Source organism: Listeria sp. SHR_NRA_18 (assembly GCF_003856515.1).
GTDB classification, from domain to species: Bacteria; Bacillota; Bacilli; order Lactobacillales; family Listeriaceae; genus Listeria_A; species Listeria_A newyorkensis.
This window is the reverse complement of sequence record NZ_QPKR01000002.1, coordinates 217084-233633: the sequence shown is the minus strand read 5'-3', so window position 1 is coordinate 233633 and position 16550 is coordinate 217084. Positions and strand designations below refer to the sequence as shown.

11 protein-coding genes are annotated in these 16550 nt (G+C 40.3%); 10 read left to right on the top strand and 1 reads right to left on the bottom strand.

From position 1 onward, the window contains the following. Positions 1-50: 50 nt before the first annotated feature. Positions 51-611 carry a YdeI/OmpD-associated family protein gene (locus DUK53_RS05165; protein ID WP_036132253.1) on the top strand — a complete coding sequence of 187 codons (561 nt, stop codon included), beginning with the start codon at positions 51-53 and terminating at the stop codon, positions 609-611. 19 nt (positions 612-630) lie between these two features. Further along, positions 631-933, top strand: a complete 303-nt coding sequence (locus DUK53_RS05160; protein WP_036094710.1) for a hypothetical protein — start codon at positions 631-633, stop codon at positions 931-933. A gap of 294 nt (positions 934-1227) precedes the next feature. Here DUK53_RS05160 and DUK53_RS05155 read toward each other — a convergent pair whose 3' ends face one another. Beyond that, positions 1228-2697, bottom strand: a complete 1470-nt coding sequence (locus tag DUK53_RS05155; protein ID WP_036132250.1) for an AcpB/EbpR/MafR family transcriptional regulator — start codon at positions 2695-2697, stop codon at positions 1228-1230. Positions 2698-3450: 753 nt separating this feature from the next. Here DUK53_RS05155 and DUK53_RS05150 point away from each other — a divergent pair. The 8 genes from DUK53_RS05150 to DUK53_RS05115 all read left to right on the top strand — a co-directional run bounded on the left by DUK53_RS05150 (position 3451) and on the right by DUK53_RS05115 (position 16545). After that, positions 3451-4128 carry a Crp/Fnr family transcriptional regulator gene (locus tag DUK53_RS05150; RefSeq protein ID WP_236637269.1) on the top strand — a complete coding sequence of 226 codons (678 nt, stop codon included), beginning with the start codon at positions 3451-3453 and terminating at the stop codon, positions 4126-4128. Positions 4129-4232: 104 nt separating this feature from the next. Further along, positions 4233-9308, top strand: coding sequence for an immunoglobulin-like domain-containing protein (locus DUK53_RS17750; RefSeq protein ID WP_052164956.1), 5076 nt, complete (start codon positions 4233-4235; stop codon positions 9306-9308). Between the two features lie 78 nt (positions 9309-9386). After that, the gene (locus tag DUK53_RS05140) at positions 9387-9851 is read left to right on the top strand and encodes a DUF4352 domain-containing protein (RefSeq protein WP_052164955.1); all 465 of its coding nucleotides are present in this window, start codon (positions 9387-9389) and stop codon (positions 9849-9851) included. A 37-nt stretch (positions 9852-9888) separates the two neighbouring features. Continuing rightward, on the top strand, positions 9889-11172 hold the full coding sequence (locus tag DUK53_RS05135) for a nucleotide sugar dehydrogenase (RefSeq protein WP_036094713.1): 1284 nt from the start codon (positions 9889-9891) through the stop codon (positions 11170-11172). 40 nt (positions 11173-11212) lie between these two features. Beyond that, positions 11213-12409 (top strand): glycosyltransferase family 4 protein, encoded by a 1197-nt coding sequence (locus DUK53_RS05130; protein ID WP_036094714.1) that lies wholly within the window; start codon positions 11213-11215, stop codon positions 12407-12409. A 15-nt stretch (positions 12410-12424) separates the two neighbouring features. Next, entirely contained in the window at positions 12425-13714 is a 1290-nt protein-coding gene (locus DUK53_RS05125; protein ID WP_036094715.1) for a glycosyltransferase, read from the top strand. A gap of 96 nt (positions 13715-13810) precedes the next feature. Continuing rightward, complete coding sequence (locus DUK53_RS05120) at positions 13811-14404, top strand: hypothetical protein (RefSeq protein WP_036094716.1); 594 nt, start codon at positions 13811-13813, stop codon at positions 14402-14404. Then, positions 14365-16545 (top strand): CgeB family protein, encoded by a 2181-nt coding sequence (locus DUK53_RS05115; protein WP_036094717.1) that lies wholly within the window; start codon positions 14365-14367, stop codon positions 16543-16545. The genes DUK53_RS05120 and DUK53_RS05115 overlap by 40 nt, the downstream gene beginning before the upstream one ends. Positions 16546-16550: the final 5 nt, after the last annotated feature.

The window sequence follows — 16550 nt, the reverse complement described above, 5'->3', positions numbered from 1 at the left end:
TAGTCAAAGCGGTTAGGAGTATGAGATAATGGGGTTTGGGAGGGATTTCGATGGAGATTGATAATAAAGTGTACGCGACGAATCGGGATGAATGGAGATCGTGGTTGGAAGCGAATGGCGAGACACAGAAGTATTGTTGGCTTGTTTTGCCGCGGAAACAGAGTGATTTTACATATATTGATGCTGTGGAGGAGGCTTTGTGCTTCGGTTGGATAGATAGTACGAAAAAAGGACTGGATGAAAAGCATATCGGGCAGCGGTTTTCGCATCGGGTGCCAAAGAGTAATTGGACGGAATTAAACAAAGAACGGGCGCGCCGAATGAGGAAACTGGGATTGATGACGCCCCAGGGAGAGCGGGTTTTGCCGAATCTGGACGCGGAATTTGAAATATTTGAAGACATTTTAGAGGCGATAGAACAGGACGCCATTTTGAAAGAAAATTTTGCGAAACTTCCGGATTTATATGTTCGAATCAAGCTGGACAATATCCAATCGGTTTTTAAGGACCGTGCGCTGTTTGACAAGAGATTGGCGACATTTTTGGAAAAAACACGAAAAGGCGAATTGTACGGCAAATGGCATGATGACAGCAGATTAACGGATTATTAGTGGAGGGAGCGGAAATAGGATGGCGTTAGAGATCAGTATAGTTAATAAATCGCAGAACAAGTTGACGCAAAAAGCTTTTATCTACATAGATGGCCAGCAGAAAACGACGAATATCAAGCAATTGGAGCCGGGTGAGGAATGCCAGATTGAGATTCCGACAACAGAGAAAGACGTAACCAGCGATATCATGCTTTCCTATTTAAACACAGATAGCGCGATTATTATCACAAAAATGGGCGAAGTGACCAGCCAGGCTCAAAACATGCTGCTAGACATCACAGATATAGCGCCAGAAGGAACAATTAGATACCAGTTTTCATAAAAAATGAAAGTTTCATGGAATTCTCATAAAAATCCCCGCAAACTTTCATCGAAGCCCTGTATTATAGAGAATGTAAACAAGGACAGCAATTAGTTTTCCCCCCCTTTTTCTAATTGCCGCTAGTCCTTTAAACTCCTTTTTTGAACCAGCTCCCCCGGCTGGTTCTTTTTGTTGGTGCTGTTACGACCAAAAGGAGTTACAGCACCAATATAAGGGTGAGCGTAGCGAACAGTTAATCCATGCACTGAACAAAGTGAGGCACAGCCCCAACATAAGCGCGAACAAAGTGAACAGTTAATCCATTCCCCCAAGTTTCCCATCCCGAATCCCCTTCAACCGCTCCTCCAAACGCACCCAATCACCCTGCGTCGGCGGAAAATTCCAAATGAAAACACGATCAGAATTCCCTGAAACAGTCGTGGTCTCCGATATCATGAGGTCAACTATTTTCGGAATATCCTGCGTACTGATTTCGATATTCAAATCTAGTTTGCGAAGGATTTGCGACTTTAATTTATTTAAAATAGCGTTATCCTGACTCGTAAACAAAGCAACTTGCAATCGCGGTTCATACTTTTTCATTGCGAACCGTTCTACAATCAGAACCATGTACTTATAGCAAAAATAAATAGGTGGCGCCGAAACGTGCTTCAAACGCTTAGGATCAAATAAATGCACCGTTATCTTATCTAAAACCATCCATAATCCAGGATTTTCAGCTTTGAAATAGTCAGCCTGTGCGCGCACATCTTGGTATATATACAAGTACGGAAGCGATAATCCATAAAAGTTAGCATTGATAAAATCGAGCCATAAATGATCGTTATCTTCTATTATAATATCTGGGTAGCATTTGGTAAATTCCTCAAAAAAGGATGCAGCAATTTTATAAGGTAGTGTTTGCTGTTGTCTGTGCCACGCAATGAGTCCAGTTGCAGTGGAATCACGAGCTTTAGGGTACATCAAATTACTAATAGCAATCGTTAAGTATTTTTCCTCCAGATCTTTGTGCTGTGCAGGTACATCGTTTATTAAAGATTCTCCATAGTCTCTAATAAATTGCGTCACTTGGGGAGGCACGCAATCCTGCAATATCATCTCCTCTACATAACGTTTTTGAGCATGCCTCATGTATTTTACTGCCAGACGATAAAGCAGCTGTTCTTTCTCAATCGCGTTCACGTAAACATCCACTTTACGCAAAAATTCATCGAGTTCGTATACCAAAACTTCTCTGGATATGGAGCGAAATGGCCATGTTCTCCCTTTATATACAAGCCAATATAGGTGATAGTAACATTCTCTCACCCAAATCTCAGGCCCAGTAATGCGTAGGGGGTTTGTTTGGATGCCCAAATGGCTTTTGTGAAGGATGTTTTGTAAGCGTTTTAATTTTAGGTAGAAGGTACTTTTCGTAATAAAATGTTGCTCATAAAATTGTCGTGCTCGTAAATGTGGATAATTAAACGTGCTGTCCAACAAAAGATACGCGACAGAAGAAGTCATATATTTTTCAATAATTGCATCTACAGGCAGGTCATCGTTTTTTTTCAGATAAGCACCGATCCCTTTTTTGATAATTAATTGGGTACCAGGGGCGTTTTTAGCCAAGTATAATGCAATATCATCGAGTGCTTTGTAAACTGCATCTAGGTTGTAATTTAAAATATGAGATATCTCAGAGATTGGCCAGTATTTTTTCTCTGTCCCTATCAACCGTATAATTTCGAATTCTCGTATTTCCTTCTCATCCAAAAAATACATGTCATTTCCCCTTTCTGGCATTGTTAATCGTATTTAATAATACCCTTTTATACTATTTTTATGCTAATTAGCGATATGTTAAGAGATAGTCACAAATTCTTTAGATTCTGATAGCGATAATTGTATAAACTTATGAAACGGATAAAAATAGCCGTGATAAGCTGAGTATGTATCCTATTTCAAAATTAGGTGGAAGCGGGATGCTAGTTTTACTTTTTAATAAGAAAAGGAGGGTTATTTCTATGATTACATAAAAAAGAGCACTAAATGTACTTTTTAAGAAAAATATACATCTGGAGGAACATATTGATATGACTTGAGTCTGCTGTATTTGTCCTATTGGCGCGAAAAGAAACCTATTTTTTAGGAAATAATTCGAAAGTAAAGTATTATACTATGAATGTACTTAAGAAACAGCATACTTTTAAAACGTTCAAACCTAATGTACTCAGGATTTCCTAGGTTAAAAAAACGTCATATGACACAAAATATTCACAGTTAGCCTGACTAGTTGCAACTCTGTTGTGAAATCTAAAACAAGAAGATGATACACTTAGTAACAGTAACAAATTTAGCTTTACAGAGCCGTTTGTACAGAAAGGAATAGGCAGACAAGGTGAAAAGACATAAAAGATTCACAATTCTTCTGGAAATCTGCACCATAGTTGAAACTTAGAAAACGGGAACATGTTAAATTTATAAATGTAATCTTTCGCAACTATTCAAGATGTTAGAAAGGAGAAATCATAATTGGTGTATATTTCAAGTGATACGAGTTTAGACGGGATTATTAAAGAATTACAAACAAATGCGTATGGCGATAATTTAGTACAAGAAGTTACATTTGATAAAGGGCAACAAATTATTGCGCCAGGGAAGCCGAACAATGCACTATACATTATTACATCTGGGATTTCCATCACGACCCAGACGATGAAAGATTCGCTAAAGCCAGTCATATCCTTTCTAACGGATGGGGATATCATCGGGCTGGAATCGTTTTTCAGGAAAAATGAGAGTGTGGTAATGACGCAAGCAACAACATTAACAGAGTTACGAGCAACGAGAATCGACATGGATTATTTAATGAACTATTTAGCGAATCGACCGTCATTCATGGAACACTTTGCGAACCTAATGACAGAGCAATTGTACAATCTATACGAGCGTTACATGCAACTGATGCTAGGTCGAGAAGAACGATTCGTTAACTCGCTTTACGATATTGCAAACAAACTAGGAACCGCAGTAGAGGAAGGCATTCAAATCCCATCTGTTATCAATACGAAGCTTATCGGGGCGTATTGCAACGTGGATCGAAACTTCATACCAAAGCAGCTAAAGAAAATGATAGAAGAAGACCAGATTAATGTGGATCATAAAAATATTACTATCAAAAACGTATCCACAAGTCGGAATATTCAGTTATAAAAATTCTGAATGTAAGGAGGTGTTTATCATGTGAACCCATAATCGTTCGATGGTAGGCAGACATTTTACAAAAAAAAAGAAACATAAGAAGGAGAAACATAAACATGAAATTAGAACAAAAGGGACCTATTAACGTCTTATCTATGAAAACCGTTAAAAAAGCGGCTAAAACATTATTAATCGCGACAGTGGTTGCAAGTCAAGTATTTACAGTACTACCAACAGGCTCACATGCTGCAGAAGCAGCTGGAAGCACAACAACAGGAACAGAGGCTCCAAGTGCAGCAGTCGTAGCACAAAAATACGCTCCACTAGGCGCAACTTTAGCACTGGATGGCGGAGTTACAGAGAAAAGACAACAAGTTTCAACATTTGCTGAATTTAAAGCAGCAGCAGAATCAACAACTGTAAACGTAATTGAAATCACTGGGGATTTTCAATTAGCAAGTAATGTAACAGTTAACAGCAACATGCGTATTGAAGGTAATGGACATACGATTAGTGCAGCATCTTACCAAGTAATCATGAAATCTAATTCGATTGTTGATTTAGAAGACGTAATCATGACAAACGTTGGAACGAAAGCAATTTTCACAGGTTATACATCTTCAGCAGCACCAACAGTAAACATCATTGATAACGTTCAAATTCGCGGTATGATCATGGGTGGATCTGGTAAACTTTCACTATCTATCGCTGGAACAAATAACCGTTTAGTAAATGCTGAGCGTCAAGGTATGGATGTTGATAGCCTAGAAATCGCTGACAACACACAAATCGATCAACTAGAAGCATTGGAAACAGCGGTTAAAGTTCGTTCATCAGGTTCTGTAAACATTGGTGACAACGCGAAAATCAACATGATGTCAAACAAAGGCTATGCATTTGACGTATCAAACAGCGCACTTGTAGTCGGCGAAAATACAGTTATTAACTCCGCATCTAAATACGGGACGCTAAAAGCTGCTACATTAGTTGTAAAAAATGGCGCAGACTTAACGCTAGCTTCAGGTGATGTTGGTAACGGTATTTACGTATCAGGTAACATTACAATCGGCGACAGCGTAAAAATCAAAGCAACTGGTACTGGTACAGCAATCTATGCATACAACACAGGCGCTTCTATTGTTGTAGGTAAAGACGCAGATATCGACGTAGTTAGTGATAACGGCAGTGGTATCTACGGTAACGCAACAATCACGTTTGGCGATCGTTCTTCTCTTAAACTAAGAACACATGATAGAGGTATTTATTCAGCTGGAGCAGCAACAATTCGCTTCGGTTCAGTATCTAACCAAAATCCACAACCAGAAGATCGCGTGAAAATTGATATCGACTCAGGCGTTAGTTACGGAATTTACTCTGGCGGACCAGTTATCTTTGGTGACAACACAGAAATAGCTATTAAAGCTAAAAGTGACGCAATCTACGCATCAGGTAATTCACGTGTTGATTTCGGTGCCAATACAGCGTCAAACATCACTTCTTCAAGTGGCGACGGCGTTAATGCAGGCGGAATCAAGTTTGGCGACAATTCTACAGCCTACATTAAAGCATACACAAACGGTCTTGAAACTACCAACACAAGCGGTGAAGGTATTTCTACAGGCAAAAACGTAAACATGACAATCATTTCTCCAAACCATGACGGTATCTACACATATAAAGATACAACGTTTGGCGATAACAACACACTTTCAATCACGGCATTGAACAGCCATGCTATCCATACTTTCTACGGTGGTTCAGTTAAATTAGGCGTAGATTCTAGTCTATATCTAAATGCCCAAACTGGTATGATTCAAGAAGGTAGCGCGGCAGCAACATTCAATGTAGGAAACAACACACTTGTTAAAATCGAGTCTTCTGATTACGGTATCAACACATCAGGATCCATCACTTTTGCAGAAAACGCGAAAGCTAACATCCGTGCAGCATCTGGACAAGGAAACTACCCAGCAATCAAAGCTAACGGTATTGTTACATTCAACAAAAATACAATGGCTTACGTAGAAACACTTTCAAATACATCAACAACTGTATTTGATCTAAGTGGCGCGCAAAGCTCGAAATTAGTTCTTAATGCACCAAAATATATCGATTTCCGTCAAAACAACAGAGCGGTAGCAGGACACATCGTTCGCGGTTACGGTAACGACAATGCATCTTACGTTTCTCGCGTAGAAATGAACAACATGGCTAAAGTTTACGCTTGGGAACATGCGGCAGACTGGTCTAAAGCAACAGGAAGCGAATGGACAAGCGTTGATGATGCTAGAATCCCATTAACTTACAAAGTTGGAAGCGCGTATACAAGCTATTACAGTGGTGTAGCAACTGGTCAAAACATCGAAGGATTCAGCCTTTTTGATTACTCACGTGTATCAACAGAAGGTTCAAGCATCGTAGAACGTCCAGTAGTATCTCCAATTTTTGAAGGTGCAACAACTGTTTCAGGAACTGGTACAGCTGGTGACGAAATCATTGTAACATTCCCTGATGGCAAAACTGCTAAAGCAAAAGTTGACGCTGATGGTAAATGGACAGTTGACGTACCAGCAGGAACAAATTTAGTAAAAGATCAAAGCGTTCTAACTTACCAAACAAACGGTGTTAACGATAGTGCACGCGTAACAACAAAAGTACAAAAAGACACTACGGTTCCAGCTCCACCAACAGTTGATTCTATCAAAGCAGGCGATACAACAATCAGCGGTAAAGCTGTTCCAAACAACACTGTAACAGTAAAACTTCCAGACGGAACAACAGCAACAGGTACAGCAAATGATAAAGGTGAGTTCGCAATAACAATTCCAGCTCAAAAAGCAGATGCAGCTATTGATGTAACACAAGCAGGTAAAAATGGTCTACCAAGTGATCCAGCATCCGTTGTAGTTAAATCTAACGAAAAACCAGTGATTACAGCAAGCGACAAAACAATCAAAATTGGCGACACGTTCAACGCATTAACAGGCGTAACAGCAACTGACAAAGAAGATGGTAGCTTAACAGCAGACATTAAAGTCGTAACAAACACAGTAGACACAACAAAAGCAGGCGTCTACTCCGTTGAGTATTCCGTAACAGACTCAGATAAAAACACAACAACAAAAACAATCAAAGTAACAGTTAACACGAACGAAAAACCAGTTATTACAGCGACTGATAAAACAATCAATGTAGGCGACACGTTCGACGCGTTAACAGATGTAACAGCGACTGACAAAGAAGATGGTAACTTAACAGCGGACATCAAAGTCGTAACAAACACAGTAGATACAACAAAAGCAGGAACATACACTGTGGAATACAGCGTAACAGACTCAGATAAGAACACAACAACAAAAACAATCACAGTTACCGTTGTTTCCGTAACAGCAGGAACAATTACAGCTAACCCATTTGTTATCGGTACAGATTCTTATGTAAAAGGTAACCTTACTGGCGACGTTACAAAAGCGTATCTAATTGTTGACGGTAAAACTTACGCAACAATCAATGTGACAGGTTCCACTTACCAATACTATGCATCAGACAAAATCAAAGACCCAGCAAGCAAAGTTTACATCGTTGGTCTAGATTCAACTGGTAAAGAACTACAAAGAACAGAAGTTGCCGTTTCTAAGAAGAAAGTCGGAACAATTACAGCTGACCCATTCACAATCGGAACAGACAACTATGTTAAAGGCGCTCTAACAGGCGATGTAGTAAAAGCAGCACTTGAAGTAAATGGTAAACAATTAACTACTATTACTGTATCAGGAACTAGCTACCAATACTACGCAAAAAGCAACATCACGCAACCAACAGACCAAGTTTTCATCATCGGTCTTGACGCAGCAGGTAACGTACTACAAAGAACACCTGTAACAGTTAAATCTGCAAAAGTAACAGCAGGAACAGTTACACCAGCTAAATTCGTACTTGGAACAGACACATATGTAAAAGGAACATTCACAGGCGATGTAGCAAAAGTTAGCATCACAGTGAACGGAACAGTATCACAAACAATCAATACACCAACTTCACCATTCCAATACTATGCAAAAGCACTTATCAAAAATGTTACAGACATCGTAACCGTAACAGCATACGATGCAACTGGTAAAGTATTAGATACAAAACCAGTAACAGTAACAAAAGATCAAGGCGATGCAGGAGCAGTTATTGCTAATAGCTATAAACTAGGTAAAGACAGCTATGTAACAGGAACGTACACTGGTGATGTCGTGAAGGTTTCTCTAGAAGTTAACGGAACAGAATTACAAAAAATCAATCCAACTGGCGGAACAATCAAGTATTACGCAAAAACTCAAATCACGTCTGCAACAGATGTTGTAAAACTAAACGGTTATAACTCAGCAGGTGTGCTAGTAAGTTCTAAAACAGTTGCTATCACAACAACAGATGGTACTATCACAGCTAACCCGTTCGTTATCACAGAAGATGACTACGTAACTGGTAAAGTAACAGGTGATGTTTCTAAAGTATCAATCACAGTAAATGATGTAGAACAATCGTTAATTCCAGCAGTAGCAGGAGATTATAAATACTACGCTAAATCATTAATCACAGACCCAACAGATGTTGTAATAGCAACTTTGTATGATGCAACTGGCGCGGTATTAAGCACAGCAACAGTAGCAGTTAGCAAACCAGCTGACGTTGTAACAAAAGGAACAGTAACACCAACAGCTTTCAAAATTGGTACAAATAACTATGTAGATGGGACATATACTGGTGATGTAGCGAAAGTAGAACTAGAAGTAAACGGCACAAAATACAGCCAAATTCCAGCTTCTAACGGCACAATCCACTATTACGCAGCATCTCTAATCAAAAATGCAGCAGACGAAGTAAAAGTAAACGTATATGATTCAGCAGCAAAATTATTAGACAGCAAAACAGTAACAATCAACGCAGCAACAGGAACTATCGAAGCTAAAGATGTAAAAGTTGGCGATAGCTATCTAACTGGTACAGCAACAGGCGATGTAACAAAATTAGCACTAAGCGTGAACGATGTTGTTCAATCAAGTGTTGCATTTATCCAAGCAGATGGTACGTACAAATACTACATCAAAGCACTAAACCTAAAACCAACAGATGATGTAAAAGTAATCGGACTGGATGCAAAAGGCGGTCAAATAGCTACAAACACAGTTACAATCGCAAACTAATAAAGTAGAGACAAAAATTATAAAGGGGAATAGCACTATTCCCCTTTAGTTATTAAAAGAATGAGGTGTACTAGACAGATGAAAAAAGGTATAATCGCAGCCGCAGCAGTATGCATGCTTGTATTCGTAGGCGCATGTGGGAATGATTCGACAACAAAAGATACAGATAAAAAAGCAGAAACAGCTGTTACAGAACACGTAACAAAAACCGTTAACAACATCGATATGAAAATCGGTACAATCAAGACAACAGAAAGCACAACTAAAAACAAAAATATGGTCAGCATCGACATGTCTTTCCTCAACAATGATAGCTCAGATGTAGGCGTCGGCGCAGCTGATTTCAAAATAAAATCAGACGGAAAAACATATGAAGTTTACCCACAAGGTAATAATTTTGGCGATATGTTCAAACCGAATGCCAAATTAGAAGGAAAAGCGTATTTCGAATTACCAACGAGCGTCAAAAAAGGCACACTCGTATACGCACCAATGGACAAAGAGCAAGCTAGCTGGTCGATTGTGATTCCAGCTGCCAAATAAGAAAATAAACTAAAACAGAACCGGAAGGGTGTAACAATTGAAATTAGTCGTTATGGGATTAGGATATATCGGACTTCCAACAGCCATTATGTTTGCCAACCACGAGCAAGATGTATTAGGTATTGATATCAATGAAAAAGTCATTCAAGAATTAAATGCAGGCAAGATTCATATTGAAGAGCCAGGATTGCAAGCAGAACTCGATCGAGCGATTCAAAATAATCGATTCCGCGCGGGTCTGGATGTAGAAGCAGCAGACGCTTTTATCGTATCCGTTCCAACTCCGAATAAAGAAGATGAGCTAAAATCATGTGATCTAAAATATGTGATCGCAGCTGTAAATAACATTTTACCCGTGTTACGAAAAGGTAATACGATCATCATAGAATCTACTATTGCCCCACGATCTACGGAAGATCATATTTTGCCACTAGTTGAGAGTACTGGATTAATCGTTGGACAAGATGTATTCCTCGTACATTGCCCAGAACGCGTGTTACCCGGTCAAATTATCCACGAACTAATCTACAATAATCGTATTATCGGAGGCGTCACTCCCGCGTGTACCCAAGCCGGGAAAGCAATTTACAGCGTCTTTGTCAAAGGTGAATTAATCGAATCAGCCGCGTCTACTGCCGAAATGTCGAAGCTTATGGAGAACACGTATCGTGATGTGAATATAGCGCTGGCAAACGAACTTGTGCATATTTCCGCTAAGTTAGGCATTAACGCGTTAGATGTCATTGAAATGGCGAACAAGCATCCTCGTGTGAATCTACATTTACCAGGGCCAGGCGTTGGTGGACATTGCCTAGCGGTTGATCCGTACTTTATCGCAGCCGCAGCACCAGAACAATCTTACTTGATTCAGCGTGCGCGTCACATCAACTCGACGATGCCAGCTTTTATTGTAGAAAATACGATGGCGATTATGAAAAAAATCCAAGGTAAAAAAATCGCGGTATTCGGTCTGACGTATAAAGGTGACATTGATGATATCCGTGAAAGCCCGGCGCTTGAAATTTACCATGAGTTGAAAAGACAGCAAGAATATGACGTTGTCGCGTATGATCCACATGTCGAAGCAGATTTTGTCGAGCACGATATGCAAGTAGCTACGGCGGATGCTGATCTTGTTTTGATACTGGTAGATCATTCGGAATTCCGTTCGTTAACGAGTCAAGATTTTGCCAATATGCATGAAATGGTTATTTTAGATACGAAGAAAATTGCAACGGAGTGTGGAGATATGGAGCATTACTTCCACCTTGGTACGCTTTCGGAAATCAGTCAGTTAGAAAAAGTAGGCGTAACAGCATAAAGCCATAGCATGTGATCAAAAATAGAAATGTGGATGATGAATGAAAAAGATACTATTAATATCACAAAATTTCTATCCCGAGATCGGTAGCGCGGCGAATCGAATGAAGCAATTGTTTCGTTTATTTCGCCAAGACTACGATACGACCTTGTTCACAACAGAACCGCAATACCCGAACCGCGATATGTACGAACAGGAAAAGTTTTGGGACGCTGATCTCGAGGATGCCAACATTGTTCGGGTGAAAACGAGAACGAGCAAATATGAAGCAAACATGATATTACGATTTCTTCTCTATTTGGAAACACTGTGCCGATTCATCTGGAAAATCCTAACGGAAAAGCAATCCTTTGATGTCGTCTATGTGTCGAGTCCGCCGATTTCTATTGCACTTGCTGGGCTCATTGCCAAACGAAAAATGAAAGCCAAGCTGATTGTTGATATTCGCGATTTGTGGCCAGAAACGTTGAAGGGTGTCGGCAAATTCACATCCCCCATTTTTCTACACATCGCATATCGATTGGAGAAGCGGATTTACAAAAAAGCAGATGAAATCATTGTGAATAGCGAACGGTTTGCGACGTATATGATTGAGCAAGGTGTGGATCCAGCCAAAATCACCTTTGTGCCCAATTCGCTCACGCAAGAAGAATTTGATTTAGGTGCTAAAAAAAGGCCACTCATCAATGAACCATTGACGGTCATATACACTGGAAACATCGGTTTAGCACAAGAGTTGGCAAGCTTCATTCGGATGGCAGACTATTTTCAAGATAATCCGCACGTACGCTTTAAGATGATTGGTTACGGCGCGAACTATCAAAAATTAGTCGATTCGGTGAAAGAAAAGGACCTGAAAAATGTCAACGTTAGCCCGCCAGATACACGAGCGAATGTCCTTCATGAGCTGGCCCAAGCGGATGTAGCTTTCGTAAGTTTAGTTCCGCATCCGGTTTTTGAAACAGTGATTCCTGGTAAAATAGTGGATTACATGGGCATTGGGTTACCGATTATTGGCATGGTTTCTGGTTATAGTAAAGACGTGATCAATGCTTCTGAGACAGGCTTTATTTTTGGCCATGATAAGGAACAAGAAATGTACCGCGGCTTGTGTCATTTGATTCAAGACCACGATTTGCGAAAGAGACTGCATCAGAATGGGTTAGCTTTCGCGAAAGAGAACTACAATTGGCAAGAAAACTTCAAACGTATTGAAAAAATCATTGCAAAAAATTGAATGAGGGATGAACGTATGTCAAAGAAAGTTGCCGTTTTTGTTTGGAACCATTTTACGAATGATGCACGCGTATTACGAGAATGTATGGCGTTGCAGGAAGCTGGTTATTTGGTTGATTTGATTGCGATTCATGATTTGAAACAGCCCGATTTACCGTATTTTGAACAACGGACAACGCGTTTTTCCGTTCGACGTGTCAGGGCAGACCAAGCTAAATGGGCAGATTTTCTTTTGAATGGTATTGGTCGCATCAAGCAAAACAAGATGCTTCTTCTGGCGTTTAGTATGTTATTCCTTCTTCTCCTCCTGTTTTTTCCTCTTATCATGCTGGTTATAGGCGCGATGATAGCAATTTATCCTCTCCCAAAAGTACAAACGCTAATCCGTCGTAGCATGATTTTCAGCCGTATGGTTGCTTACGGCTTACGAAACAAATACGATGTTTACCACGCGAATGATTTGAACACGTTACCCCAAGCCATTCTTTGTGCGAAGTTATTTCATCGTGAAAAATTGATTTATGATTCGCATGAAATTCAGACGAGTCGAACGGGCTACAACAACCCAATGTATGGCATCTGCGAACGGTTTTTCCTTCGATTTACAGATGTGTGTATTCACGAAAACCATACACGTGCGGCTTATATTCAGGATAGGTATCACTTTTATCCGAAAGTCGTGCACAATTATCCAACGCGCCAATTTCCCGAGCAAAATAAGGATATCGATTTACATCAAATGCTACAAATTCCAACACAGGAACCGATTTTATTATATCAAGGCGGTGTGCAGGTTGGCCGCGGTTTAGATAAGTTAATACAAGCAGTACCAATGTTCCAAAAGGGTGTCGTCGTCATGATTGGTGATGGGCGCATCAAGGTGGAATTAGAGCAGCAAGTGCGACAGGCTGGTTTGGAGCAGAAAATCCGATTTTTGCCGAAAGTACCTTTGCAAGATTTGCTTCACTATACGAAAAACGCGTACCTAGGTTTCCAGCTTTTAAACAATGTGTGCTTTAATCATTATTCTGCTTCATCGAATAAGTTGTTTGAATACGTGATGAGTGGCGTGCCAGTGATTGGGAGCGATTTTCCGGAAATTAGGCGTATTGTGACGGGTGAAGAGGTTGGCTTAGTCGTCGATTCACATGATCCAAATGCGATTGCGGCGGCGGTCAATGAACTGCTGACAAATCCGGCGTTACGAGAGCGATATAGTCAGAATTGTTACCGAGCGCGTGAAATTTATAATTGGGAACGCGAAAAAGTGCCGTTTTTAAAGATTTATGATGGATTGAAAGGTTGATGTAATCTGCAAGTCCTGAAATGATTCATTTTTCTAACAAATGCTGGGTGGAACGAAAGAGAATTTTATCAAAAGTTGATAGAGGTGTAGGGCGTAATGAAAGGCAAGCAAGTAAAAAAGAAGTACCACAAACAAGCGGAAACAGTGGCGTACGAGTCCCAACTCAAGGTCGCGTTACAGGAAATAGATCAGTTACAAGAACAGCTAGAAGAACGGGTTCACAACGAAATCTCACTACGTGCTGAAACAAAGCGATTAGAGCATGAAAAAGAAATGCACGAAGAAAATGCGGAACAACTCAAGCAAGAAAATGCGAAATGGAAAGTAACCAATCAGGGTTTGCAAGAGAAGAATGAAGCATTAGCCAAGCAACTTAGAAAAGAAGCAGACCTGATAGATCAAATAAAAGCGATACAAAAAGAGTTAAGCGAGTATAAAGTGAAGACGCTGGAAGTATTGTCTAGTCAAAAAGAACCGCTCGAAGAAATTTCTAAAGAACACGAGAATACCGTCAAGAAAATCAAGCAATTAGATAATGAGTTGATAAGGATGAAGAAAGAAGAAAAACTTTTAAAAGAACGGCTGAATAGTTTGCGAGCGCGGCATAATCAAATAATGAATACTAAAATGATGAAATGGACTGGTTTATATTGGAAACTACGCAAAAAATTAAGATGGAAGAAAAAATAAATCACGTACGCGAAACCATTACTAATTTTCAGAATGAGTTAATGTCAGAGCTGCATCCAGTTTTCTTAGCAGAAGAGGCATTGAAGGATTCGGCGCAGTGGTGGTGTATTCAGGACGAGGGTTTGCAGGTTTTTGAAGAAGCTGGTGATTTAGTTTTCCAAAATACGGGAGAACGTGCGAATTATGCCTCCTTCCAAGAAGAAAATGTCGCGTTTACACGATTACCACGCGTTTTTATCGATGTTTTGCCAGAAGAAACGCTTGCTATTCATGTGGAGGCAGAAGTAGAAGCCGGGATGTCAGTCAAAATCGCCGTCGTGGAATATGACGGACAAAAAAAGACGGCTACGACAATGGTGGACGTCAACAAGGAGATGCAGATTACGTTGGGACAAGCAGCAAAGCATATCCGATTAGCGTTGAAAGTAACTGGAAAAGGACTTATACGTATTCAAAAAATGGTGCTGCAACGTGTATTCAGTGCTAAGAAAAGCCAGTTGCCGCAAGTAGTATTGCGAGAACCGTTCCAAAACTTGAAGCAATTAGATGAGCTAAAAGTGGCGTGCATTTTCGATGAATTTACGATGACGAGTTACAAAGAAGAAGTCGAATTAATCACGTTTACACCGGAAAATTGGCAAAGCGTATTGGAGGAAAATCCACCGCATTTCCTATTCGTGGAATCTGCATGGCACGGGAATTTTGGTTCGTGGCAATATAAGGTTGGGCGTTACGCGAATGAAGATCGTCATGAGTTGTTTGAGTTATTGGAATGGTGTCAAGAACGTGGCATCCCAACGGTTTTCTGGAATAAGGAAGATCCGATTCATTTTGATAAATTTATTGATTCGGCGAAGCGTTTTGATTATATTTACACGACGGATGCGAATCGTATTCCGGATTATGTGAAACATGCGAAACATCAGAACGTGTTTGCTTTACCGTTTGCGGCACAACCGAAGCATCATAATCCTGTGCAATTGTTAGAGCCACGCGTGGATGGCGTTTGTTTTGCAGGTTCGTATTACGCGAATCGTCATGAAGAACGGCGCGACGTGATGGACCAGATGCTTGCGATCAGCGAGGAATTCAACTTGGCTATTTATGATCGGAATTATGAACGTCCGGAGCCGGAATTCCGTTTTCCGAAGCAATTTGAGAAAAATGTGAAGGGCAGCTTGGCGTATAGCGAGATTGATAAGGCGTATAAAGGTTATCGTTTCATGTTGAATGTGAATAGTGTTATCCACTCGCCGACGATGTTTTCAAGACGCGTGTTTGAAGGGATGGCTTCGGGAACGCCAATCCTCAGCAGTTATTCGGAGGGCATTGATAAAATTTTCGGGAACCTTGTGATGATTGCGCAGAAACCAGAAGACTTGCGTGCCCAGATGAAGGAAATCGCACAAGACGAGCACTTATACCGCAAAAAGTCTTTAGAAGGTATCCGCGAAATTTTCGGGAAGCATACGTACAAACATCGCTTGCATTTCATGTTGGAAAATATGAATCGACAGGTGCCTGTGCAGGAGAAAGAAGTCACGGTCATTAGTTTCGCAAGCTCCGAACAGGCCTTGAAAAACGTGATTGCGGCGTTTCATAAACAAAGCTATCTGACGAAAAAACTATGCGTCTTCGTTCGTAGTGTCGATGATTTTACAGACTTTAATGCGATTATCAACACGTACCAAAACGAAACGGTATCGATTTTTCTACTGGATTATATGCAAAATTATAAGCAAGTGACGGACTTTATTGGATCGGATTTTATGACGGTTTGGAATCAGAAGCATTTTTATGGGCGGCATTATTTGAAAGATTTAATGCTTGCGTCTGTGTATACCGATGCCGATTTTATTGGAAAAGGAAGCTATTATACGCAAGTTGGGCAACGATGCCAAGACCAGAATACAGAGAAAGAGTATCGTTTTGTGATGAATCTTAAGTCCACACAAGCGATTGTCAGAACGAACTATCCGTTCCGCAAAAATGTGAAGGCGTTATTGATCGATTTGATGCGCGGCATGGATTTATCCCTTTATATGAACCAAGGCGCGAAAATGTTTAGTGCAGACAAGTATAACTTTATTGAAAATGGAACAGAAGTGGGCGAAGAATGGCTTCACCACGTTGAAATTTAGGAGGA

What these genes read in the sequence shown, in the direction of transcription:
- DUK53_RS05165 (WP_036132253.1), top strand. Translation starts at nt 51, where the DNA reads ATGGAGATTGATAATAAAGTGTACGCGACGAATCGGGATGAATGGAGA.
- DUK53_RS05160 (WP_036094710.1), top strand. Translation starts at nt 631, where the DNA reads ATGGCGTTAGAGATCAGTATAGTTAATAAATCGCAGAACAAGTTGACG.
- DUK53_RS05155 (WP_036132250.1), bottom strand. Translation starts at nt 2,697, where the DNA reads ATGTATTTTTTGGATGAGAAGGAAATACGAGAATTCGAAATTATACGG.
- DUK53_RS17750 (WP_052164956.1), top strand. Translation starts at nt 4,233, where the DNA reads ATGAAATTAGAACAAAAGGGACCTATTAACGTCTTATCTATGAAAACC.
- DUK53_RS05140 (WP_052164955.1), top strand. Translation starts at nt 9,387, where the DNA reads ATGAAAAAAGGTATAATCGCAGCCGCAGCAGTATGCATGCTTGTATTC.
- DUK53_RS05130 (WP_036094714.1), top strand. Translation starts at nt 11,213, where the DNA reads ATGAAAAAGATACTATTAATATCACAAAATTTCTATCCCGAGATCGGT.
- DUK53_RS05125 (WP_036094715.1), top strand. Translation starts at nt 12,425, where the DNA reads ATGTCAAAGAAAGTTGCCGTTTTTGTTTGGAACCATTTTACGAATGAT.
- DUK53_RS05120 (WP_036094716.1), top strand. Translation starts at nt 13,811, where the DNA reads ATGAAAGGCAAGCAAGTAAAAAAGAAGTACCACAAACAAGCGGAAACA.